The organism is uncultured Winogradskyella sp. (assembly GCF_947498345.1).
Classification (GTDB): Bacteria; Bacteroidota; Bacteroidia; order Flavobacteriales; family Flavobacteriaceae; genus Winogradskyella.
Window position 1 is genome coordinate 120,750 of the sequence record NZ_CANMJY010000006.1, and the last position, 24,701, is coordinate 145,450.

At 33.3% G+C, this 24,701-nt stretch carries 16 protein-coding genes; 2 read left to right on the forward strand and 14 right to left on the reverse strand.

The window, feature by feature from the left end:
* Position 1 precedes the first annotated feature (1 nt).
* Positions 2 to 535 carry a DUF1697 domain-containing protein gene (locus Q0912_RS09510; RefSeq protein WP_299114441.1) on the reverse strand — a complete coding sequence of 178 codons (534 nt, stop codon included), beginning with the start codon at positions 533 to 535 and terminating at the stop codon, positions 2 to 4.
* Positions 535 to 1,791 (reverse strand): NAD(P)/FAD-dependent oxidoreductase, encoded by a 1,257-nt coding sequence (locus Q0912_RS09515; protein WP_299114443.1) that lies wholly within the window; start codon positions 1,789 to 1,791, stop codon positions 535 to 537. Before Q0912_RS09515 ends, Q0912_RS09510 begins: the two co-directional genes overlap by 1 nt.
* A gap of 29 nt (positions 1,792 to 1,820) precedes the next feature.
* Between Q0912_RS09515 and Q0912_RS09520 the strand changes: the two genes are divergently transcribed.
* The gene (locus Q0912_RS09520; protein ID WP_299114445.1) at positions 1,821 to 2,630 is read left to right on the forward strand and encodes a hypothetical protein; all 810 of its coding nucleotides are present in this window, start codon (positions 1,821 to 1,823) and stop codon (positions 2,628 to 2,630) included.
* Here Q0912_RS09520 and Q0912_RS09525 read toward each other — a convergent pair.
* The 6 genes from Q0912_RS09525 to Q0912_RS09550 are packed head-to-tail and all read right to left on the reverse strand — an operon-like array spanning position 2,627 to position 11,575.
* A complete protein-coding gene (locus Q0912_RS09525) occupies positions 2,627 to 6,310 on the reverse strand; it encodes a metallophosphoesterase (protein ID WP_299114447.1) in 3,684 nt (1,227 codons plus the stop codon). The genes Q0912_RS09520 and Q0912_RS09525 overlap by 4 nt on opposite strands.
* 50 nt (positions 6,311 to 6,360) lie before the next feature.
* Complete coding sequence (locus tag Q0912_RS09530; protein WP_299114449.1) at positions 6,361 to 7,299, reverse strand: L-histidine N(alpha)-methyltransferase; 939 nt, start codon at positions 7,297 to 7,299, stop codon at positions 6,361 to 6,363.
* Between the two features lies 1 nt (position 7,300).
* On the reverse strand, positions 7,301 to 8,467 hold the full coding sequence (gene egtB, locus Q0912_RS09535; RefSeq protein WP_366125128.1) for an ergothioneine biosynthesis protein EgtB: 1,167 nt from the start codon (positions 8,465 to 8,467) through the stop codon (positions 7,301 to 7,303).
* Positions 8,468 to 8,469: 2 nt separating this feature from the next.
* Positions 8,470 to 9,684, reverse strand: a complete 1,215-nt coding sequence (locus Q0912_RS09540) for a bifunctional alpha/beta hydrolase/OsmC family protein (protein WP_299114451.1) — start codon at positions 9,682 to 9,684, stop codon at positions 8,470 to 8,472.
* A gap of 28 nt (positions 9,685 to 9,712) precedes the next feature.
* Positions 9,713 to 9,994 (reverse strand): DUF427 domain-containing protein, encoded by a 282-nt coding sequence (locus tag Q0912_RS09545; RefSeq protein WP_299114453.1) that lies wholly within the window; start codon positions 9,992 to 9,994, stop codon positions 9,713 to 9,715.
* 18 nt (positions 9,995 to 10,012) lie between these two features.
* Positions 10,013 to 11,575, reverse strand: coding sequence for a protein adenylyltransferase SelO (locus Q0912_RS09550; protein WP_299114454.1), 1,563 nt, complete (start codon positions 11,573 to 11,575; stop codon positions 10,013 to 10,015).
* 187 nt (positions 11,576 to 11,762) lie between these two features.
* On the opposite strand from Q0912_RS09550, the gene Q0912_RS09555 reads away from it, so the two are divergent.
* Positions 11,763 to 12,995 carry a Pycsar system effector family protein gene (locus Q0912_RS09555; protein ID WP_299114456.1) on the forward strand — a complete coding sequence of 411 codons (1,233 nt, stop codon included), beginning with the start codon at positions 11,763 to 11,765 and terminating at the stop codon, positions 12,993 to 12,995.
* Here the strand turns inward: Q0912_RS09555 and Q0912_RS09560 are convergent.
* The 6 genes from Q0912_RS09560 to Q0912_RS09585 all read right to left on the reverse strand — a co-directional run bounded on the left by Q0912_RS09560 (position 12,992) and on the right by Q0912_RS09585 (position 24,701).
* Positions 12,992 to 15,364, reverse strand: coding sequence for a GAF domain-containing protein (locus Q0912_RS09560; protein ID WP_299114458.1), 2,373 nt, complete (start codon positions 15,362 to 15,364; stop codon positions 12,992 to 12,994). The genes Q0912_RS09555 and Q0912_RS09560 overlap by 4 nt on opposite strands.
* A gap of 97 nt (positions 15,365 to 15,461) precedes the next feature.
* Positions 15,462 to 17,585: a glycoside hydrolase family 97 protein gene (locus Q0912_RS09565; RefSeq protein WP_299114460.1), complete on the reverse strand. Its 2,124-nt coding sequence runs from the start codon at positions 17,583 to 17,585 to the stop codon at positions 15,462 to 15,464.
* 2 nt (positions 17,586 to 17,587) lie between these two features.
* Positions 17,588 to 19,273, reverse strand: coding sequence for an alpha-amylase family glycosyl hydrolase (locus Q0912_RS09570; protein ID WP_299114462.1), 1,686 nt, complete (start codon positions 19,271 to 19,273; stop codon positions 17,588 to 17,590).
* A gap of 62 nt (positions 19,274 to 19,335) precedes the next feature.
* The gene (locus tag Q0912_RS09575; RefSeq protein ID WP_299114464.1) at positions 19,336 to 21,231 is read right to left on the reverse strand and encodes an alpha-amylase family glycosyl hydrolase; all 1,896 of its coding nucleotides are present in this window, start codon (positions 21,229 to 21,231) and stop codon (positions 19,336 to 19,338) included.
* A gap of 8 nt (positions 21,232 to 21,239) precedes the next feature.
* Positions 21,240 to 23,672 carry a TIM-barrel domain-containing protein gene (locus Q0912_RS09580; protein WP_299114466.1) on the reverse strand — a complete coding sequence of 811 codons (2,433 nt, stop codon included), beginning with the start codon at positions 23,670 to 23,672 and terminating at the stop codon, positions 21,240 to 21,242.
* A 57-nt stretch (positions 23,673 to 23,729) separates the two neighbouring features.
* The gene (locus Q0912_RS09585) at positions 23,730 to 24,701 is read right to left on the reverse strand and encodes an alpha/beta hydrolase-fold protein (protein WP_299114467.1); all 972 of its coding nucleotides are present in this window, start codon (positions 24,699 to 24,701) and stop codon (positions 23,730 to 23,732) included.

The window sequence follows — 24,701 nt, forward strand, 5'->3', positions numbered from 1 at the left end:
TCTAAATATCAGACAAAGATAAGAGTTTTACCATTGTTTTATAATTTCTCGAAGTAGCGCTAACATTTAATTTTCGCTCAAAAAAATTAAGATTAAATTTGGCATTACCATACCCATTGGCACAATAAAAATACAGGCAATCGTTTATAATTTGATACTCTTCATTGTCATAGCTTTTCTCATAAGCTTCTTTAATCAGGTCTTCTTTTGGATATACAGACAATATAGCAAAGTAGCTATTTACTTTTTTAGCTTCAGGAAATGGACAATCGTCAAATATTTTTTTTAACTGCGTTCTAGTTCTAACTAAAACGGAAACCTCAAAACCAAAATGATCTAAAATAGATTGTTTTATTTCGCTTTCAAGTATTTTAGTATCATTACTTAAAGACTGAAAAATGACATTACCAGTTTGTATATAGGTTTTTACATTTTCTAAACCAGATGTAGTTAACAATGCCCTTAGTTCTGCCATCGGGACTTTTTTATGTCCGCCAACATTAATTCCTCTTAAAAGTGCAATGTAAGTTCTCATTATTTTGTAATTGATTGTGATACTATATATGCTCCTGTCCAGGCATTCTGAAAGTTAAAACCACCTGTGACAGCATCTACATTAATAACTTCTCCTGCAAAAAACATATTTGGGATTAATTTACTTTCAAAGGTTTTAAAATTAACTTCTTTTAAGTCTACTCCACCAGCCGTAACAAATTCTTCTTTAAAGGTACTTTTTCCTATTACCTTAAAAACAGCTTCTGTTAACTGTTTTGACAAGCTTTCTACCTGTTCATTATTCATATCTGCCCAGCGTATTGTTTCATTAATATCAGCAAATAAAACCAGTTGTTTCCATAATCGTTTTGGTAAATCGAATTGTGCTGAACCGAAGACTGTTTTTTTTGCAAATTGGTATTTAAAAGCTTTAAGTTGATCTATACACAATTTAAAATCTTGTTGAATAAAATTAATCGCTATTTTAAAATTATAGTTGAGTTTAGCTAATTTAACGGCACCAAAAGCTGAAAGTTTTAAAATCGCTGGTGCACTCATGCCAACATGTGTAATTAACAATGGTCCTTCGGAAACTAAATCTGTTCCTAAGACTTTAACCTCAACATTTTTAGCCACCAGACCTGGAATACTCTTTATACGTTTATCTTTAATATCAAAGGTGAAAAGTGATGGAACTGGCGGCACAATTGCATGTCCCAAACCCGCAAGTAATTTCCATATTTTTGGGTTGCTGCCTGTTGCTATAACAACTTTATTACACTCAAAAGTTTCTTGAGAAGTTTCTATTTTGAATTGCTTATTAAGTTGTGGTGCTTCGACTTCGCTCAGCAAGACATCATCATTATTCTGATAAATAGATTTTACCGAATGATTATAAAGCACTTTTACATTATGTCTTTTAGTTTCTTTCAAAAAGCAGTTTATAATAGTTTGAGACGTATTAGAAACTGGAAACATCCTTCCGTCTTCTTCTATCTTCAACGCTACGCCACGTTCTTCAAACCATGCGATAGTATCTCCTGTCATAAATGTATGAAATGGCCCTAAAAGCTCTTTTTCGCCTCTTGGATAATTTTGCACTAATTCTGAAGGAATAAACTCAGCATGAGTAACATTACATCGGCCACCTCCCGAGATTTTAACTTTCTGAAGTCCTTCTTTACCACGTTCTAGAATAGCTACTGATAAGTTAGGATGCTGTTCGGCAATATTGATAGCTGCGAAAAAACCTGCCGCTCCGCCTCCAATAATTATAATATCTTTACGTTGACTCAATTTAACAATTATGAAATCATAAAATTACAATGATAAAGTTCAAAAGACTAATATTTATTTTGCTTATTACTTCAGCTTGTCAATCCACAGGCAAATTGCAATTTGAAGGCGACATTAGTAATAGCCTTGATGAGGTATCAGCCGCAGAGATCATTAACGGTTCTGATTTAATATGGACCATTCAAGATTCTGGGAATAACAGCAATTTATATGCCTTAAATACTAAAGGAAAAATTGTTAAAGATATTACCATAACCAATGCAAGCAATATAGATTGGGAGGATTTAACATCTGATGAAGATGGTAATATTTACATTGGTGATTTTGGAAATAATAATGAAAAACGAAAGATCTTTAGAATATTAAAAATTAAGCATCAGAATTTAAATCACGGGAGTACTAAAGCAGAGATCATTGAATTTACCTTACCTAAAAAACAAGATTCTAAAGACTTTGAAGCCTTCTTTATTTTTAAAAATTCATTTTACCTTTTTAGTAAAGAAACCAAAAAGTTTGTTGTTTTAAAAGTACCTAATAAAATTGGTAGGCATGAAGCTATTATAAGGTCTGATTACAATTTAGATGGTAAAAAGAATAAAATTACTTCTGCTGATATAAGTGACGATGGCAAAACTATTGTTCTTCTCAACCATGACAAAATCTGGAAACTAAGTAATTTTGAATATGATGATTTCTTTTCTGGAGACATCGAAGCACTTCCCTTTGAACACGACTCTCAAAAAGAAGGTATTGGTTTTAAAACCAACTCTACTGTAATACTTTCGGACGAACGCAATGGAGCTTTGGGCGGTAATCTTTATAGTTTTAATATTAACTAAAAGCCAAATCCAAGCTGAAATGCTAAACGTAAACCATCATCACTATTAAATGCAGAGAGGTTAGCTGTCATCATTTTTGCCATATTTACAAAAAACCCTCCTCCAAATGAATTGTTCCATTTGTCTGAATCATCGTTATCTAACCATACACGTCCATAATCTACACCACCATAAATCCCAATATGAATTGGTAGTAATCCCGTTTTTAGGTTACCAAAATTCCATCGAATATCTGTAGATTGAGAAAAGGCAGATTTACCCGTAAATCTTTGAAATCTATAACCTCTTAACCCTGTCTTTGCTCCTAAAGTTGCCCCTTGATAAAATTCAAAATCATCACCAAGGTTAAAATGCCCTCTAAAATCGGTGGCAAAAACCAATTGCCCGCTCGGAATTAATTTAAGGTCAAACCCTAATTCTGGTATAATATACCCAAAACCTTTCTCTGTATCTACATTATTCTTATAACCTATCTGTAATGATGTTTGAAAGCCTAAAGTTGGAAAGGCCTTATCGTCTTTATTTACAAAATGATATTTTGCATCTATACCATAAAAATCTTGCATATCAAAAACAGGGTTGTTTGCAGGTATTAATTCTACAAAACGACCTTCGGTTCGCTCTACTTCATTACTTTCATAAAGTACACCGACCTTTAAACTAGCTCCTAATTCGCCTCTCCAGATTAATGAAGGTATAAATTTTAACGTTCTGATTTTTACACGATTATAATCTCTATCTACATCTAGCCCATCGTTATCGTCTGCTTCAGGATTAGGAGTCTCATTACCAAATCCAAAAAAGTTAACGGCAAAATTTGGGCTATTAAAATGGGCATCAATCCCAAAGTTTATCTTAGGAAAGACATTAGCAAATTCGCCATAATAATTAAAATCAAACCCACTTGTTGCAAAATAGTAGGCTGCAGAAAACTTATGTTGTGATGTAAACGGGTTTCTCTCAAAACCATATTTAGTAAAAACTGCATTGGCTCCAATTCGTAGTCCATCATCTGGGTTAGCGCCAAAACTTGGTAGTATTTGTGTCGTGTTATTCTTTAGTTTTTTGTAATCATATACGTTGGTATTATAATTATCAGAGAATTTTTGTCGCCCGTTTTTGGTTAAAACTGTATTCTTCTTCGATTTATAGTCGTAATACGTAATACGCTTTCCGTTTTTAATGTTATAAGTATCATTATTTTGCCCTCCTATTAATCGTACTTTTATCATACGATTTCCATCACCAAAGACTTCAAAAGTATCATCGTCATCTAAAGCATAAATCCATATTTCCTTTGTCTCTTCGCAGCTGTATGTACGTTCATGAAATTTATCTTTTTTCTCTCCGCCTTTAATTCTATATGCAGTAACTTTAGTTTTTCCATCTGGTAAGCGTTCAACATCAAACCAATCATCTTTATTTGTTCCTTTTATAACAGCAAATCTATTAACCAACTCAAAATAACGGTCGGATATCTTTTGAAGATTAGAACGTCTGGCCTTTAATGTGTTTTTTAGCCCTTCAACTGTTTCGTCTCTAACTTCCTCTGGCATATTCAAAAATGCATTTTCAATAATTTCGTCAGTGATATTATCTTGAATGTGTTTCACCTCTGCATCCCAAACATCCTTACCAGATTGTGCAATAATCTCCATATCTAATGGATAGGGTTCAAAATTAACACCTTTTACATCTACCAAATCCTCTGAGTATTTTCGAAGTAATCGCGCAGTTGGGATTAACTTAACTGCCGCACCTAATAAAAATCCATCTGACATTATTGAAAATGCTTGATCGCGATCTCTTGGCATAGGTCTGTACACCTTTTTACCATTTTCTTTAAATTCAATCCATCTCCATTGATCTTGATGCCTATCCCAATCGCCTATGAGCATATCAAATAATCTTGCTTTTATATATGATGCTTCGTCCACTATGATATCTTCATCTTTATGAATCTTACTCATCATATCATCAGTACTTAGTAACTTATCTTGGTATCCAAAACTGGCTTTATCACTATGTCCTTCAGAAGTATGTTCTTCAATCATATAAAGTTCGTCACCATACTCATCATTATACTCACCCAATCGTTCTTGCTTAGGGATGTAATACAAAACAGGGTTAGTATGATACACACCTATAGCATCTGCTAAATCGCCAACAACAAAAGGTGCATAAGGATGAGATCCTGTAAAAACATCTAATAATAGCTCTTCTGTAGCTGTATCATCAAACTGACCTTCAATATACTGGTCTTTAAAAAGTACAGCTTGTAAATATTGTAAAGCTTGTTTTCTGAGTGCACGCATTACATACTGTGCTCCATTTTTATCTTCTAATCTTAATGACTTAGATTGGTTTCCTCCTCCTCTACGCACAGGTTTTAAACCACCAAATAATGTATCTAACATAACGCTAGGTGCTTTAACTTTTGTACTAAAGTATTTTCTATAGCGTTCCCCCCAGAGAAATTTACCAAAACCACTAATATCAGTTTCTTCATCAGTATAAATTGATGCTGATGTATGTGTTGGTAAATTAGTTGGAAAATTAACCCTGGCATCTACCTTATTCTCAGAAAAAACTTCTGATTGGAACACTTCTTTTTCATCATCGGCTGAAAAAAATGAAACCAGAGATGAACCATCTTTATACACAATGAGTTTAGCATAGCCTTGTGAGCCATAACCAAATTTACCACTTCCAACATTTCTAACCGCTGATGTTTTAGAACCAGATCCAGACACAATTTGATGTAAATTATCCTCAATTAAATATTGTAAATTATGTTCATGACCTGAGACAAAAACTACTTTTTTATTTACTTGAGCTAAGGTTACTAAACGAAGTTTAAGCTCATTATAACGATTGTTTTGAAGGTCTACATTTGCAACTCCACTTGTTTTTCTGATTACATTTTTAAGAGTGCCCAAAATTGGTAATGGAGACAAATGGCTTACAAAAGTAAACTGTCCTCCATGAGACCCGTTTGTATACATAGGATGATGAATGGCTACAATTGTTGTTTTACCTCTTGATTTCTTAATTAAACTATCAAACTCATCTAAAAAAGCTTGTCTGGTTTTTATATCACAATCATCGTTTATAGTTGGGTGTTTATCCCAATTGGTAATATACCAATGAGAATCAATCAAAATTAATTCTATATCATCTGAGATATGGATTTTATCAATAGGGCATCCTTTTTCTGGTAAAAAAGTATTCTTTCCTAGTTCCTTCTCTACAAGTTTTTCTTGTCCTTTTAATCCTTTTATACCAGAATACCAGTCATGATTACCTGGTATAAAAACAGTATTGCCTTTAAAGTCTTTTACTGCATCCATCTGAACTTGCAATCTGTGTTTTGCTAATTCATATTCAGGATTAGACTTATCTAACAATCCCTTTTCGTATATATTATCTCCAAGAAAGACAGCTGTACTATTCTTTGTTGCCTTTTGCAGTTCTTCCTTAAAAGCCTTCAAAGCTTTTGTGCTTTCTCCTTTTTCAGAATTACCAGCATCTCCAATTAAATAAAATGTGTGTTCAATATCTTTGGTTGGCAAAGGTTTTAATTCTATTTCGCCATCAGAATATTGTGCTTTATATGTTGCGCAAGCATTTAGTATTAAGCCAATAAAAATTATAAAAAAAGTTTTACGAAAGACGCTCATATAAGGGGTTAGTTAATTAATAGTACATCAATATAGCAAATTCTCAGTAATTACTTTTCCCAAAGACTATCTGTGAAGTAATGCTTGCAATCTAAAAAATTAGTATTGATATTAAAACTTGATTTTTTAGCTAATTCTTCAATCTCTTCTATGCTATACTTCTTTGAAAGTTCTGTCCAAATAAGTTCATTATATTCAAAGTCAATTGATGTCTTTAGTTTTTTCAAATAAACTATTTGTTTTCTTAAACTAATGATATAGCTTTTTACATCACCAGTAATTGGATTATAGTGACAATAGAAATCGAAATCATCAATTTTAAAATCTGCATCAAGTTCTCTATTTATTCTCAGAAGTAAGTTTAAGTTAAAACGTTTTGTAATGCCATGGCTATCATAGTAGGCATTGTGGATAGTAATTGGATTTTTCTTTAAATCAAAACCAACCAAAAGTTTATCACCTATTTTCATGTTTTCGTTAAAAAGCTGTAATAATTCTATGGTTTTATCTTCTTGATAATTGCCAACATTGCTTCCTAAAAACAATAGTAAACTTGGATAATCACTTTTTTTATTATCCTTTAAAATTTCGAAATAATCACCTACTTTTGGTTTTATAACTATACTAGGTAAACGTTCCTTTAGCCTAGTCGTTAATAAGTCTATTGCTTCTTGAGAAATATCAATTGGCACATAATAAAAATGAATATTATTATTTACCAAATACTCTAAAAGCTTAAAGGTTTTTAATCCATCGCCTGCACCAAGTTCTATAATATTAAATGGTTGCGAAAACTGCAGTGCTTCAACAATTTGTTTGGATTGCATGGATAGAATTTCAAACTCAGCATCAGTAAGATAATATTCTGGCATATTCATTATTTCCTGAAATATGCGACTACCATTATCGTCATAAAAATACTTAGAGGATAAGTGTTTATTTTTTGCGGTTAAACCATTAAGCACATCTTGTGCAAAAGTATCTGTCATTCTATCTAGCGAGTCTAATTCCTGAAAATTGCCATCTGGTTTGTGGCGTAAAAAAGTTTCTGTATGTGGGTCTGCAATGTCCTTTGGGAGAAGCTACCGAAGCACCACGCATTACTATAGTATTTATCATAAACTTACCATTGTATTCACCTATTGCACCTTCTGCCTTGGTGTAATTTGGATAAGGCAAATAAGCGCTATTTGTCCACTCCCAAAGTTGTCCATAATCAAAATGTTGTGATGCTATCTCCCATTCAAATTCAGTTGGTAACCGCATACCTTTCCACTGTGAAAATGCAAAAGCTTCGTAAAAAGAAATATGATTTACAGGTAAATTTCTTTCAATAACCTTAAACCCCTGAAGTGTATAATGCATCCATTGACCATCAACTTTATACCAATACAATGGTGCTTTTATCTTGTTATTCTGAATCCAATCCCAACCATCGGCATGCCAAAGATTAAAATCTTCGTAACCGCCAGCCTCAATAAATTCAATATATTCCTGATTAGTTATTAATCGATTAGAAATTTCAAAATCATGAAGATAAACTTTGTGTCTTCCTAATTCATTATCCCAACAAAAACAATCTTCATTATGACCTATTTCATAAACACCTTCACTTATGTTAATAAATTCTTGTTCTTTACTTTCAGGTTTTAGACTCATTTCAAAATCTAATTTTGGAAATGAGGACTGATGACCAAAAATATATTTAATATCATAAATTAATAACTCTTGGTGTTGTTGCTCATGTTGCAAACCAACTTCAATAACATCGCAAATATCTTTTGCAACTTCTTCTTCAAGATATTCAGCGATGTTTTTATTCACATGAGCTCTATAGTCTAATATTTCACTTAAGGTTGGCCTAGTCATTAAGCCACGATTTGCCCTAATAACACGATTACCAACATTATTATAATAACTATTGAAGTAATACCCGAAATCCTTATTAAAAACCTTATAGTTGGGTTTATACTTTGTTAATACAAACTCTTCAAAAAACCATGTTGTATGGGCTAAATGCCATTTTGGTGGCGACACAAAATCTACAGGTTGTATCGATACATCTTCTGGTTTTAAGGATTTACAGATTAACTCTGTTCTACTTCTAATACTTAAAAATCGTTCTTTTGTAATTGGGTTCTCGGTAGCTATTTGCACTATTAATCTTGTATTATTTGGGTTTCAAAAATTACTTCACTTGCAATGGTCTTATGAACTGGGCAGCGAGAAGCAATCTCTTTTAATCTTTCTTTTTGAGTAGCATCTAAGTTACCAACAAATTTTAATTTTTTACTAATATGATCAAGGTATTTTGGCTTATCAACCTCAACTTGTAAATCATCACTATGCTTTCTAAAATGGGATATATAAACAAATACTTCTTGCAAATCCCATTTTTTTCGCTCTGCATACATTTTTAAGGTCATTACAGTGCATGCTGCTAGTGCTGCATTGAGATACTCGTATGGTGAGGGGCCAAAATCGCTACCTCCTATATCTACAGGTTCATCAGCAATGAATGTATGATTCTTGGTTTGAATTGAGGTTGTAAAGTTGTCTTCAACGATATTTAAATGACCAACTAATTGCTCTCCTTCAGTACTTAGCATTATATTTTCAACTTTTGGAAAATATCGTTTTGCCCAAGTCCCAATAACATCGCCTACATATTGACTATCCTTTTCTTGCATTAACAGATGGTCTGCATTATCTAAGGTTACAAAGCTTTTAGGATGAAAAGCTGTTTTATATAATTGCTCTGCATTTTCTATACCGACAATTTTATCAAATGGCGAATGCATAATTAGCAATGGCTTTCTTAGATTCTTTACAATAGCTGGCAAATCTGTTTTATCAAATTCTGCCACAAAATCTTCATTAATAACAAATGGCCTACCCCCTATGTTTACTTCAACATTTCCTTCTCCACCAACTTGATTTGAAAACAGATGTTTTACATGACCAACAGTAGCTGGTGCACCGACTGTTGCAACAGCCTTAACAGTATCTAGCTTAGATGCTGCAACCAATACTGCAGCTCCACCTAACGAATGTCCTATCAATAGACTTGGCGCATCGTAATGCTCAGCCATGTATGCATGCACATCTAATAAATCATCTACATTAGCTGAGAAATGACTATCAGAAAATTCACCTTCGCTACGTCCTAACCCTGTAAAATCAAATCTAACGACAGCAAAACCATCTTGCGTTAGCGCCCTACTTATATGCCTTACTGCACTTAAGCTACTACTGCAAGTAAAACAATGTGCAAAAATGGCATAGTAATTCGGTTTTTGATTGGCTGGCAACTCTAAATTTGCATTTAGCGTTACACCTTTTCTGTTTTGTATTTTTAGTTTTGTGCTTTTCATCTTGTGCTGAATTAATTTCAGTATCTATTTAATCTTCAACTTGTACACCTCGCCAAAAAGCGACTCTGTTTTTAATGCCTTTAGCTAATTCTGAAACCTCAGGATAAAACCATGCGGCATCTACATTTTCTTTCCCATCAACGTTTATGGTATAGTAGAATGCCGTTCCTTTCCATGGACAAACCGTATGTGTTTCACTTGGTTTAAAGAATTCTTTTTTTATACTATCGTGTGGAAAATAGTGGTTACCTTCAATAACAACAGTCTCAACGCTTTCTGCTATAATTTGATTATTCCAAATAGCTTTCATAATTATGAGTTTTTAAAATTAAGAACTACAAGATAACATAGAACACCCTACCTTATGCCTTGCCCATTCTGGTCGTTTTGCAAACCATTTTTCGTTTTTTGGTTGCTCATGGTAAGGTTTTTTAAGTAATTGAAATAGTTCTTCAATTAAATTATAATCACCTTTATCTGCACTATCAATGGCTAATTGTGCCATATAATTTCTCAACACATATTTAGGGTTTACCATGTTCATTTTGGTCTGTCGCTCCTGGTCTGTTAGCTCTTCTAGTTGTAATCTTTTGTCGTAAGATATAAACCAACCTTTCCATTGCTCAAGGACTTTATCTTTAATGGCTTCTGAAACATAAAATGCATTGCTAATTATCTCAATTCCAGTTTGCGGATTGCCTTTTTTATAGTTTGAAAGTAACCTGAAGAAGATCGTCATATCTGTTTCCGAAAGTAATAAGCAATCTTCTAAATCTGTCATTAATTGTACATCATTTTCATCTTGAAGCATCAATCCTAACTTAGAACGCATCATATTAAAAGACTTCGTTTCAAAATCTGTTTGATATTGATTTAAAATTATTTCAAAAGGTTCTGCTTCTTCAATTATAGGGTATAAGGCATTGGCTAACTGCAACAAGTTCCAAAGCCCAATATTGGGTTGGTTGCCATAGCGGTAACGTTTGTTCTGCCTGTCTGTGGTATTTGGGGTCCATCCAAAATCGAATCCTTCAAGCCAACCATATGGACCATAATCTATTGTTAAACCAAGAATGGACATATTATCTGTGTTCATTACACCATGTACAAAACCAACACGCTGCCAATGAATAATCATATCTAAAGTTCTGTCTGCAACCTCTTTAAATAATTTAATATAAGTCTCTTTTGAAGGTTTTCCGATATGAGGAAAAAAGTACTTTATCGTATAATCCGTAAGCTTTCTGAGGTTTTTATAATCTTGTCTAGCTGCAAACAATTCGAAATTTCCAAAGCGAATAAAGGTAGGTGCAACCCGACAAACAATTGCTCCTTTTTCGTAATCTGCATTACCATCGTATAGCATATCACGTAGTACATCATCTCCAGACAACATCAAGCTTAATGCTCTTGTGGTTGGCACTCCCAAATAGTGCATAGCTTCGCTGCATAAGTATTCTCTAACAGAAGATCTTAACACTGCCAAACCATCACCTTGTCGGGAATAAGGTGTTTCTCCCGCACCTTTTAATTGTATTACCCAACGACTTTTGTTGTGCTCAACTTCAAAAAGATTGATTGCTCTACCATCTCCTAATTGTCCTGCCCAGTTACCAAACTGATGCCCTGCATAAGCCATAGCATAAGGTTTAGTCTTAGATTGAATTTTAGAACCTGAAAACACGTCTAAGAATGCCTTAGAATTGAGGTCTTCTGCATTTAATCCTATTTCTCTAGCCATCTCAAAAGACACATGTAATAATTCTGGATTTGATGGTTCTCTGGGCTTTACATAAGAATGTGTAGCCTCAAATACCTTACGTCTGGTATTTTCTGTATTAGAATCAGATGGTAATTCTTTATTGAAAGTATCGCTTATTTGTAATCGCATTGTTTTATAATTATACAGCCTTATAACATCTCGTTTCTTTTAGGTAATTATTCATGGTAAATTACGTCTAAAGCTAAATCAAAAAAAGCTTTATAACCTCTAGAGCTAAGATGATTAGCTAAGTTACTACTTTAGTAATTGAAAAAGGTTATAAATAATTCTTAAATTAGGCTCAGATTTTTAGTATATGGAAAGCATTATAGTTGAAGCAGAGAAATACGTTACGTCTTATTTAAATAAAAATTTAGACTCATCTTTTGTTTATCATAATTTAGCTCACACACATCGCGTTGTAAACAAAGTAAAAGAACTTATAGAAGAAAGTGACTTAACTGAAACTCAAAAACAACAATTAATTCTTGCTGCTTGGTTTCATGATTCTGGTTTTACAAAAACCATTGATGGCCATGAAAAAGAAAGTGTAAATATAGCTTCAGAGTTTCTTAAATCGCATAATGTATCCGATGAAAATATCAAAGCAATTTCTAATCTTATCATGGCAACTGAAATGCATTATGAGCCTAAAAATAAGATTGAAGGCTATATAAGAGATGCAGACTGTGCGCATTTATCTAGCAAGAACTATAATGATTATGCCGCGCTCTTACGCAAAGAATGGGAACTAACCCTTGGCAAAAAAGTCTCTAAAAATGAATGGATAAAAGAAAATATCTCGTTTCTAACAAATCATTCCTTCAACACAGATATAGCAACAAGTAAATGGGAAGGCAGAAAAGGGAAAAATTTGGCTGGTCTTCTTCAAAGTCAGAGTAAGATTAAAGAGGATACTGAAAAGTTAAAGCATAAAAAAGCAGAGTTAAACTTTAAAAAAGAGAAACTAGAGTTGCCAGACCGTGGTATAGAAACCATGTTTAGAGTAGCACTTAGAAATCATATAACGCTTAGTGACATTGCGGATACTAAGGCTAATATTTTACTATCGGTAAATGCTATTATCATTTCTTTGGTCTTATCGAATTTAGTTTCTAAGTTAGATAACCCGTCAAATAGTTATTTGATTTGGCCTACGGCTATTTTTGCTGTATCTACAGTTATTTCAATCATATTATCTGTATTAGCTACCAGACCAAATGTTACTAGTGGAAAGTTTACAAAGGAAGATGTTGCTAATAAGAAAGTAAATCTCTTGTTCTTTGGTAATTTTCATAAAATGAAACTCGATGAGTTTGAATGGGCCATGAAGGAGATGATGCAAGACAAAGATTATCTTTATGGCTCACTCACTAAAGATTTGTACTTTTTAGGCTTAGTATTAAATAGAAAATACGGCTTACTTAGACTTACTTATACAGTTTTTGCTATAGGAATTATAATCAGTGTTATTGCATTTGCCATTGCTTTTCAGTTCTCTGGATTGGAGACTGACGTTGCAGATATAGGAAAAACAGTTGGACTTTAAGCTTTTATTTCTTTCATTAAATCGTCATAGGTATAAAAAGCTTTATCGTCTTTATCTTTATGATAAAGCACACTAACTCTTATAGCTTTTAATCCTGTAACAGCCTGTAAATCTTGAAGCTCTACAATTTCTACATCATCATCTAAGTACTTTTTAGATTGTAAAAATTTAATATATCTTAAATATTCTCTCTCATCTTCCTTTTGAGAATATACAATACTAATTTTACCTTTTTGCGTAACACGTTCTTGTGTCCCTTTTATATATGCTTTATCTACACGTTTTTTTACAATTTCGTATCTGGCATTATAAGTGCCATCTACATCAAATTGTTTTTCATCCATTCTAAAACTAATGGATAAAGGTTGATTAAATACCAAAATCATGGAGGCAACATCTAGAGCTACAGGAAATTGTGACTGCATTTGATAGTAGGAGTTTTCCATTTCTACCATGACTTGTAACTGCCACAATCTAAGATTATATAAATATATTGGATTAAAACTTTCCTCTTTTGTTATAGATTCTCCAATGTACATATTATGCTCTACACCATCAGTCTTAAAACGCTCAAAATAATGTGGATACATGGACTGTGCTTCAACTTGTTTTTGATCTAAAAGAAAAGCCATTTCTTTATTAATTAAAGCTATGGTATCATCGTAATGTTTTCTATGATGGTAAAGCACATCAACAGTATCATCTATCTTATTAAAATATTCATCAATGGAATATTTTAATTCATCTGTAGCATAAAGATGTTTTAAAACCGGTTCTATTTCATCTTTAATAAACCCTGAAATTTGCTGCTCGCTATCTACTTGAAAATGTGATTCAAGACCTTCTAAGAAGTTATTTATCTGGTATATATATTGCTCATATATAGGCAAATCTTCAATTTTTGATGCAGATTCCAGAATCGTTTTAATTGTACTTAGTTGTAAGTTTAAGTCTTGTTTTGTTGCCCAATTTCTTGCTTCTGATGAACCTTTTATATCTATTTGCCCATAAAGCGGATATATATTTTCGAACGCTATTTTATTAAAATTCGGTTCGTTACCATTCCACTCCTCTTTAATATAATTTCTAGCTTCTTGCTCAAACCTCCAATGTACACTTGGGTGAATAGATGTACATTCTTTTTGAATAATAGCTTCTATTAAATTCTCTTCCTCATTCTTAGAACGCTCTACTGCAGAAATGATAAACGGCATTACATCTACCAATTTATTGGCGTTGATACTATTTAAAACCTGTGGCTCATTAGATACAATCTCTAAAATCCCCATTAAACCATCATCATTTGCTATTGGCGCAAAAATAGCACTTTTAAAGCCTTGGTCGTACAATACTTTAATATGTGGTGCTTGTCCATTTGAGAGCTTATACATCCTATCTACATCAGACACTGAAAAATATGAATTCTCTTTTATTAGCCTAGAATACGACCATTCACATAATGCATCTTCACATGATAAACTGTCTACTTCATTGAGCAAAAAGCTATTCATACCTACACCATAAACCCGCTCAAAAGTATTTTCTTCTTCATTGTATATAGAAAAACCTACCTCAAGATTCTTAAAACCAAATAGTGAGCGAAAAACCTCATAGAACCCTTGCATAAAACTCTCATCCTTACGCTTGTCTTCTCCTATTAAAGATGATTTTATATTAGATATGGATTGGTCATCTGTGACATCAAAAATGTTTGAAATCACAAAACCTTTAAACTCATAACTATTTGGTGGAAATTTCTCTTTCCAAAGTGCAATATTTTCAAAATTATCAATCAGCTCATCATAATCTTCCTGAGTAATTTTCGGTGCATTTTTCTTTGGAATAATTTCTGTAAAATCTGCATTATATAAAATCTTATAATAACGCATTATACCATTTGCATCAGGAATCTCGTAAAAGAATGGACGTTTAAAGTTAAGGTTGTATCCGTAGCAAAAATTTAAAATAATTGTACATGCAATAATATACCTTTGGTCAACTGGCATGTTTTTGATTTCTAAATCAAAATTATCACCAGCAGTACTTAGAATAGATTTAAAACGCTCTGATGAATTAAAAATAAAATTATGAAAAGGTACCGAAGCCGTCTTAATTTCATTTTTTGTAAGTATAGGACTAAATGCATCTTGAAGAAGGCTCTCAATTTCTTTTTCGTAGGTATTAAATAAAGATGTATCGCTAAAACCTTCTCTTAACAAAGGATTTTCCTCTGCAATCTTTAATACACGACGTGCATTAGCGGTAATAAAGTCATTATCAGTATTGATTAAATCTTCAAACTGATTTAGGTATTTATTAAAGCTAACTTTAAGAATAAGAGGTGATTCTATATTATCATTAATGTCCAAACCGTAATTTTTTCTATAAGCAAAGTTACAAATATTTAAAATAGTCGTTTTTAATAAGACTATCTTACATCATATTTGTTACTAATAAATAGAAGAATTACTTCTTAATTAAGCTGATAGCAAATCCACCGCCTTGAGCAAGATGGATGTTTAATTTTGAAGACGCATCTACATCTATAGTTTCTATATCAATACCTAGTGGGTTGTTATCCCAATGTGCTTCTTTTCCATCTTTATATATGCGTACTTCATAGCTTTGATTTTTGTCCAGAAAACTAAAATCAATCTCAATATCTCTAGCATTCTCGTCTGTAATACCACCTATAAACCAATTGTCTGTTTTACGTTCTTTTCTGGCAATAGTGACATAATTCCCGACTTCCCCATTTAAAACTATTGACTCTTCCCAATCCACACCAACATCTTTTATAAACTGTAAAGGTTCTGGGTTAGCCTCATAATGCTCTACCAAATCGGCTGCCATTTGCACTGGGCTATAGATGACAACATATAAAGCTAATTGATGTGCTAAAGTGGTATTAACTTGATTATCTTTTCGATATGCATTGAACTTTATATTAAAAATCCCTGGTGTAAAATCAATTGGACCTGCCAACATTCTGGTAAACGCTACAATAGATAAGTGTTCTGGTGGATTTCCGCCATCACCAGACCAAGCATTAAATTCTTGCCCACGTAGTCCTTCACGAGAAATAATATTTGGATACGTACGTCGCAATCCTGTTGCCTTTATTGGTTCATGAGCATTAACCGCGACATCATATTCAGCAGCTTTAATTGCTGCATTGTTATATTGATTGACCATATATTGCCCATGATGGTATTCTCCCTTTGGAATTATTTTACCTACATAACCTGATTTTACAGCATGCATGCCATACTTCTGCATTAACGCATAAGCTGTATCTTGCTGTTTTTCGTAAGTCTGTGTTGCAGCAGAGGTTTCGTGATGCATAATAATCTCAACACCCATTTCTTTAGCATAACTAGTAACTTCATCCAAATCATAATCTGGATATGTTGTTACAAAATCGAAAACACCTTCACGGTCTTCAAAACCAATCCATCTCTCCCATCCAGTATTCCAGCCTTCAACTAAAACACCTCCTATATTATTCTTGGCAGAAAAGTCAATAAAATTCTTCACATTTTCAGTTGTTGCACCATGTTTGCCATGAGCTTTTACTGTATCCTTCCAGCTTCCATCAATCATTTCCATACCATAATCCCATGACGATTTTCCTAAATGCATTTCCCACCAAACACCAGTATATTTCATAGGCTTAAACCATGAGACATCACCTAATTTATTTGGCTCATTGAGATTTACAATAAGATTAGATTCTATAAGGTCTGGTGCGTTTTCTGTAATTTGAATAGTGCGCCAAGGTGTATTAAATGGTATACTTCTTTTGACTTTATAATCGGTATTTTTTGAACCAACTAAGCTACTCTTTAAGTTTAAATTTAACGTATCTACTTTTAAAGTCATACCTGAATAATCTACAAGAGCTGCTTCGTGAAAACTAAGATGAATACCATCTTCTCCAACCATAGTTACAGGTGTATTCACAGCGTTTTCAGAAATATATGATTGTGCTAAATTAGTTTTAGGAATATAGGACTTTGCATCAATTTCAGCTAATTTAGTTGTGCTATACAAATGCTCGTAAATGTCCCAATCTCCGGGAATCCAAAAGGTTTTATAATCTTCTGTAAGGTTAAACTCGGTATGCTCGTCTTTAATTAAAGCTTCTGTCCAACCTTCTTGCTTTGGAAATTCATAACGGAATCCAACACCATCATCATAGACTTTGAAAACGATATTTAGCTTTCTTTTTAATTCTGAAGTTTCTTCAAGCTCAATTTTCAATGCGTTGTAATTATTAACAACATCTAATTGTTCTCCCCAAGGCATTTGCCAGGTTTCATTATAACTACTAACACTAGTACTTACTACTCTTAAATTATCTTTAATAGACTTGACCTTCACAAACTCAAAACCTAAATACGAAGTATCTATAACAATCCTATCATTTAACTTCACCATATAGTATGGTTCACCCAAAGAATTTAAATTTAATTCTACATTCAACTTTCCATTTGGCGAAGTAGTAGACAAATTAGTTTTACCATCGTTACTACTTTTACAGGAAAAGAGACAGAATAAGACTGCGAATACAACTAATTTTAGCTTCATAATTATTTCTTTTCTAATAAAACAATGTCAAATTCTGAACTAACAACAGCTTTTCCGTCTACTACAGTAATATTTTGATTAGAATATGCATCATATAACATATCTCCATTCTCAAACACTTTAGATACGTCTAATATTTTCTCTCCTTCGTTTAAATCTAAACCAATAACTACAGAGTCTTCAAAATCATTTTTAGCTAGATTTCTATAAAATACATAAGGTGATTTTGTAATCATTTGATGTACTCCAGCTCCTATTGCAGGATGTTTTGCTCTAAATTGCCCTAACTTTTGCCAATGTGCTAAAACTTGTTTTGTTCTTTTTCTTTTAGTTATAGAATCCCAGTTCATGAATGAGCGTAAGGTTGCATCTCCTTCTGTGCCTGGCACTACCAACGAACGTGAAGATTCGTCACCATAATACACCTGAGATGTTCCTGGTGATAGCAACAATTTGTTTGCTGTTATATAAGGTTTTTTTCTTTGTGCATCAAAAGGACTACCATCATCATGTGAACTCAAATAGTTAAGTGTTCCGAAATCTTTAAGCTCTCCATTTAAAATACCAGAATATTTACTGAATAGATCTTCATAATCTAACTCTTTTGAATTCCATTTGAACTCAAAATTGATTAAACTATGAAAACTTGGAGGATTAAAGTAATTGACTTTTTTATCTCCAAAATCAAAAAACTGTCCACCACTTATGTTATAATTATAAACTTCACCAACCAAATAAAAATCATTATCACCTAAAACCTTATCTGGATTATTCTTTTTGTATTCTCCAAAAGCATAATCACATTCTACTTTAAACTCTTCCCAAACGTATTCTTCGGTGTGTTTAACTGTATCTGCTCTATAACCATCTACACCAAATTCTGTGATATAATCTGTAAGCCATTTTATAATGTAAAATCTTGGTGCTCTTGGGTAACCTGTTCTAGTAAAGAATTCATCTAGTTCTTTTACCTCTTGTTCGTAACGTCCTTCTGCTTTCCACTTTTCTACAAGTTGTAGTGGTAGCTCAACATTATCATTGCTTTCAGTTTTAATATCTGGAAGATTATCCACCAAAGTACAGGTTACTGTATTTTCGTAATTATTGTACTTACATTGCGGATTGGTCCTTACCCAATCATCTGGCCAAACTGGGTCTTTATTAGTCACAGGACCTGTATGATTAATGACAGCATCTAAAACAATTCGTATACCTCTTGCATGTGCTTCTTTAACCAGCTCATGCAAATCTTCTTTTGTGCCATAATTAGGATCTATTTGTGTCCAATCTTTTGCCCAATAGCCATGAAAACCATAAGTAACACCTGTACCTTCATCAGTACCACCATGAATTTGTTCCACGATAGGTGTCATCCAAATGGCATTAATCCCTAAATCTGTAAAATAACCTTCCTTTACTTTTTGAGTCACTCCTTTTATATCACCTCCTTCAAATCCTCTTAATTTTCCTGTTTCTTTTGTTCTATCAAAATTAACATCGTTAGACTTGTCTCCATTATTGAAGCGGTCAGTTAACAAAAAGTATAAGTTGGCACCTTCCCAAATAAATGGTGTTTCAGAACTATTTTCAGGTTTTACAACATCGACCTCAACGTTTTCTTTTGTTGGGTTATTTTTACAATTGACTAACATAAGACTAAGTATTACTACAACTAATGCTCTTTTCATAGGGTTTATTGATTTCTTCTCGATATAAATTTGTTTATACGTTACAAATTCATTCGAAGTGATTACTTTTCTATTTTAAGAATGAATGACTCTAATGGTTTTATATCTATACGTACCTGAGCTTTACCATTTTCTACTTTTAGCATTGACGCATAACTACCATATAACTGATCCGAGAGTTTGTATTCACCATCCGTAAGCTTCAATTTTGAAACCAAATCTTCAGGAAGTTGCAATTCAAAACCATAAGTGTTTTCTGCATTGAAGTTTGAAACGATAATTAATTGCTCATCGTCTGACCAACGCACAAAACTTAAGACTTTGTCATTGTACCATTCTGTATTTTGTTGATTGTATATATGAATATCTTGATAGTCTCCAGCTAGTGCAGAACTATTAATTGTAAAGTTGAGTAAACGCTTATAAAAATCGCGAAGTTCCAATTCTTCTTTAGTGGATTGGCCTCCATCAAAGTTTTTGTTATTAACCCATCTTACTATACTTGGCACAGAACCATAATCAAAAATCGAAGTACGTGTTGGGTCACCAAAGCCTAAATCTTCTGCTCCCGGCTCACCAAATTCCTGACCAAAATAGATCATTGTCGGTGCTGTTGTAGAAATTGCAGAAACTACCATTGCTGGTTTTCCTTTTAATGCATCTCCTGCAAAGTCTGGACTTGCAATACGTTGCTCATCATGGTTTTCTAAAAAATGAAGCATGTGATATTCAATATCACTTAAGTCATCTAAAATTGGTGGAATATTATCTGTTTTTCCGTGACCTTGCATCACATGTTTTAGTGTGTCGTATAACTGCACTTTATCATACAGGTAATCCATTTTGCCTTTTTTGATGTAATCTCTGTATAAATTTGGATTATATACCTCAGCTAATAAAAACGTATCAGAGTTTTCCATTTTTATAGCTGAATTCATATAACTCCAAAACTCAACAGGAACCATTTCTGCCATATCAAACCTAAAACCATCAACTCCCTTAGCTGTCCAATACAAGGCAATATCCTTGAACTTTACCCAAGAACTCGGAATCGTTTTATTACTCCAAAATTCAAAGTGTTTTTTGTAATCTTCATTATCAAAACCATCTGGTAGTTCATCAAAATCTTTCTTCCCTTCTGGTGATACACCGTAATTTACTTTTACGGTTTCGTACCAGTCATTCATATCTGGCTGTGAGGCTCTGGAACCATTCCCTGTCCATTTAGCAGGTATTTCTTCAAACTTGCTATCAGCCATAGGATGGTTTTCACCACCTAAAGGTTGATACCCGTTTTTCCATTCTGGCACTTTAAAAGCCTCTCTCGGATTATAGTAGAAGTTATTATTGACATTATATGTAACTGTTTTATCGTCCTCAGCGCCAAAATCTGTTGTACCTTCAGAGTTGGTTAAACTTTGATAATTACGCGCTACATGATTTGGAACAATATCAATAATAACCTTAAGACCTGCTTTATGCGTTCGCTCAATTAAAGCTTCAAATTCTTGCAAACGATTATCAACATTCTCTGCTAAATCTGGATTTACATTATAATAATCCTTTACCGCATAAGGCGAACCTGCACGACCTTTTACAATATCCGGGTCATCATTAGAAATACCATACTTCGTATAATCTGTTATAACATCGTGATGTGGCACACCTGTATACCATATATGAGTTACTCCTAGATCTTTAATTTCTGATAAAGCTTTATCTGTAAAATCATTGAACTTACCTACACCATTTTCTTCAAGTGTTCCCCATGGTTTGTTTGTGGTATTGGTATTTCCAAAAAGCCTGGTAAACACCTGATATACGACTTCTTTTTTCTTCATTTTCGATTTTATATCTTCAACTTTTGTTTTCTCTAAAGAGTCTTCTTTAGCTTCATCCTTACATCCAACAAAACCTATTGTCAGTATAGCAATTAAGAAGATTTTTATATTTTTCATTTTCTGAATTATTTACTGAGTTTAACTCGTATGTTCTGTTCTCTTGAAGTGTCCCAAATAACACTCAGTGTTAAAGTTTTATACTTTGGATTGTATTTTCCTTTTACTTTGTCTTTACCAATTTTTATACGTTTTGGTTCTTTTTGAATGTTATGTAGTGTTAATTCAATTGTCTTGGTTTTAGCAGAATAATTTTCACCTGTTTTAGCATCAAATTCTATTTCTAACCAGCGCCTTTTAATTTCAGCTTCAAACCTTAAAGTTTGATATTCTTGCTTTTTAATGGCATCTATGGTTTTTCCATCATCAAAATAAAATTCACGCTCAGATACTTCTATGTCATCATGATGATAATATTGAAGTTGAAAATTACTATCGTTATAATCTTTAGTAGATTGCATTGATTTAGCAAGTGGTATGAATGCTCCAGCTCTTACATAGGTTGGAATATATGCAGGATGTGTTTTTATCCCTTTGGTTTGTCCGCCTTTAATAATTTCATCGGTTTCGATATTAAACCAATCTGAAGTTTTTGGAAAATAGACTTCTTGTTCTTTTTTACCCGCTTCTAAGACAGGTGCTACCAAAATATCCTTTCCCCATAAATAGGTTTCAGAATAATTAAATAATTCTGGGTTATCTGGTTCTTCAAACAATAGAGGTCGCATTAGTGGTTTACCATATTGATGATTTTCATACATCAGATTATAGTTATACGGTAGCATACGGTATCGCATTTCTATAGCAAATCTGGCAAAATTCTTTGCCTTATCACTTCTGTAAATAGGCTCACTCGGTACATCTTCCTGAGCGTGTGGTCTAAAAACAGGTTGAAAAACTCCATACTGTAACCAACGTGCATATAACTCATCATCTAAATTTGCACCTGCAAATCCGCCCAAATCAGAATGCATATAGCCAATACCTTGCATTCCCATTTGTAATGCTATTTCTGGTTGAGATTGTAATCCTCCCCAACTACGACTTACATCTCCAGACCAAGGTACCATACCATAGCGCTGACTACCTGAATAACCCGCACGCATTAGAATAAATGGACGTTTATCTGGATTGGCTTCTAAACTTGCTTCATAAACTAATTTAGCCCAGTCGTGTCCATAAATATTATGAACTTCTTGAGCAGAACCCTTAACATGTTGTACCCAATGCGGATGCACTTCGGGCTCTCCTAAGTCTCCCCAAAACCCTGTAACACCTATGCTTGATAAGTCTTTATAAATGTTTTTAAACCATGTATTCCCTTTTTTATCATAGATGTCTATAATACCTGTATTACCAAAATAGAAATCATATTTAGCAGGGTTACCAACAGAGTCTTTTGCAAGAATGTTTTTATCTACGGCTTCATTCCATCGACTTGATGTTGTTAAAACAAATGGCTCAGTAATAAGAATAGTCTCTACATTTTGAGATTGTAAATCCTTTATCATCTGCTTTGGATTTGGAAATGAATCCTTTAAGAATTCTAAATTTCCCATGGTGCCTTTAATGTCTTTTCCGAACCAGTATAAATCCAAAATTATAGCATCTACAGCAATCTTATCCTCTTTAAACTTATTGATGGTCTCGATAGTTTCTTTTTGAGAATGATAGCCAAATCTGCTTGAAAAATTTCCTAACGCCCAACGCGGTAACATGGGTTGCTTACCTGTTAAGCTAGTATAATTTTCAATGATATCATACCAAGATTCACCAACTATAACTTGATAGGTCTTACGACCCGAAATGGTTTCGTATGTTAGTGTATTATATTTTTTACTGTCTAAATCTAAATACCCAATTGGTGCATTGTCGAAATGAATCATGTATTTGTTTGATGACATTACAATAGGCATGGTGTAATTCATCAATTGGGATTCGGTTTGGTAACCATAATGCGCACGATTGAATAATGGCAAACGATGTCCACGACGATTCATCCCCAAAGCTCTTGCTCCTCCTCCGTATAAAACTTCGTCCTTAGTAAGATTGAATTCTATTTTCTCAGTTGAGTCGGCAATAATATTGCCTTTAACCATTTCCATGGGTTCGTGAACATTTTTGTAATAGCCACGTTTCTCAGATATTATTGATTTACCCTTGTAAGAGTAACTAACCTGAAACGGTTTAGTTGTAATAGTAACAGATAGCGCTGTACTTCCAAAAGTGATATCGTTCTCTACATATTTGTAAGTAGTTTCAATGTTTTCAGATTTCATAACAACAGCATGAGACTCACTTTCATAGTTTTCTCCATTTGGAATAAAACTAGCCTGAAGTATTTCTGGCGAATAGAACTGAAATACGTATCTACCGTCGTTAGTTACAACCGTAAATAGTCCATTTTCTTGATTATGGGATTTATAAATTCGATTCGAATTTTGAGCACAAATTGAAATTGAAAATAATACAAGTACTATGTATAAAAATCTTTGCTTCATTATAAAATTTTAAAGACCTCATAGATAAAACACCTACAAGGTCTATATTAGTTGCTATTAATCTTTACCTAAAAGAAACTCTAATGGTTTATCTAAGCGTTGATTCCAGGAATTTTCAGAATGGTCTGTCCCTTCAAAAAACAGGTTCACAGAATTCTTATCCGTATACCCTTTTGCTTTTAAAATTTTATCAACTCTAGGCGCATATTGCGGGTAATGTTGGTCTAAAGTTTTGTTACCATAATCAAAATACAATCTGTGCGTGTTAGGATTTGGTAAGTTTGCTTCCATATAATTAAAAATGGCTTCAGGAAACGGGTTATCTTCCCTAGGCGCAGCGCCTACCCAATGTGTTGATATACATGCGGCTCCTCCAAAAACAATCGGATATTCTGATATGGCATACATAGACATTAAACCTCCCATACTAGAGCCCATAACAAAGGTGTGCGCTCTATCAGTGTATACCGAATAAGAACTGTCAATCATAGGTTTTAATTCCTCAATTAAAAACCTTAAATAATTGTCCCCATTAAATTTTGTATCAGCATTGGCATTAATTGCTTCATCTAAGAGTTTTTCTTGAGTTTCTTTATCTAGAAAGTCAAATGCCTTTTCAGGAAATAAATCCTGCCAACGTATTTGTGGAATATTATGAATGGCCACAACTATAAAATCTTTAGTTTTTTTATCTCTCATTAATTGACTTGCCCACTCATCGACCTTCCATTCTTGCTTGTTCCAGGTGGTTGTACTGTCAAATAGCATTTGTCCATCATGCATGTAAAGCACACTATATTTATTATCTCTTGAATAGTTTTTTGGCAACCAAACATCTACTGGCCTTGGTGTAATATATTGTGATGGAAAGCTATCTACTCTGACTAATTTTCCATCGAATAATTTAGCATTATCAACTGTTCTAAAATGATATGTTATACTTGCAGTACTATCGTCATTAACTTTTTTCCCTTTTTGACACGAAAAGAAAGCTATACAAAAACACAAGATGAATGCCCACTTTTTCAT

What these genes read in the sequence shown, in the direction of transcription:
- Q0912_RS09520 (WP_299114445.1), top strand. Translation starts at nt 1,821, where the DNA reads ATGATAAAGTTCAAAAGACTAATATTTATTTTGCTTATTACTTCAGCT.
- Q0912_RS09580 (WP_299114466.1), bottom strand. Translation starts at nt 23,672, where the DNA reads ATGAAGCAAAGATTTTTATACATAGTACTTGTATTATTTTCAATTTCA.
- Q0912_RS09570 (WP_299114462.1), bottom strand. Translation starts at nt 19,273, where the DNA reads ATGAAAAGAGCATTAGTTGTAGTAATACTTAGTCTTATGTTAGTCAAT.
- Q0912_RS09565 (WP_299114460.1), bottom strand. Translation starts at nt 17,585, where the DNA reads ATGAAGCTAAAATTAGTTGTATTCGCAGTCTTATTCTGTCTCTTTTCC.
- Q0912_RS09575 (WP_299114464.1), bottom strand. Translation starts at nt 21,231, where the DNA reads ATGAAAAATATAAAAATCTTCTTAATTGCTATACTGACAATAGGTTTT.
- Q0912_RS09510 (WP_299114441.1), bottom strand. Translation starts at nt 535, where the DNA reads ATGAGAACTTACATTGCACTTTTAAGAGGAATTAATGTTGGCGGACAT.
- Q0912_RS09530 (WP_299114449.1), bottom strand. Translation starts at nt 7,299, where the DNA reads ATGACAGATACTTTTGCACAAGATGTGCTTAATGGTTTAACCGCAAAA.
- Q0912_RS09525 (WP_299114447.1), bottom strand. Translation starts at nt 6,310, where the DNA reads ATGAGCGTCTTTCGTAAAACTTTTTTTATAATTTTTATTGGCTTAATA.
- Q0912_RS09540 (WP_299114451.1), bottom strand. Translation starts at nt 9,684, where the DNA reads ATGAAAAGCACAAAACTAAAAATACAAAACAGAAAAGGTGTAACGCTA.
- Q0912_RS09550 (WP_299114454.1), bottom strand. Translation starts at nt 11,575, where the DNA reads ATGCGATTACAAATAAGCGATACTTTCAATAAAGAATTACCATCTGAT.
- Q0912_RS09555 (WP_299114456.1), top strand. Translation starts at nt 11,763, where the DNA reads ATGGAAAGCATTATAGTTGAAGCAGAGAAATACGTTACGTCTTATTTA.
- Q0912_RS09545 (WP_299114453.1), bottom strand. Translation starts at nt 9,994, where the DNA reads ATGAAAGCTATTTGGAATAATCAAATTATAGCAGAAAGCGTTGAGACT.
- Q0912_RS09585 (WP_299114467.1), bottom strand. Translation starts at nt 24,701, where the DNA reads ATGAAAAAGTGGGCATTCATCTTGTGTTTTTGTATAGCTTTCTTTTCG.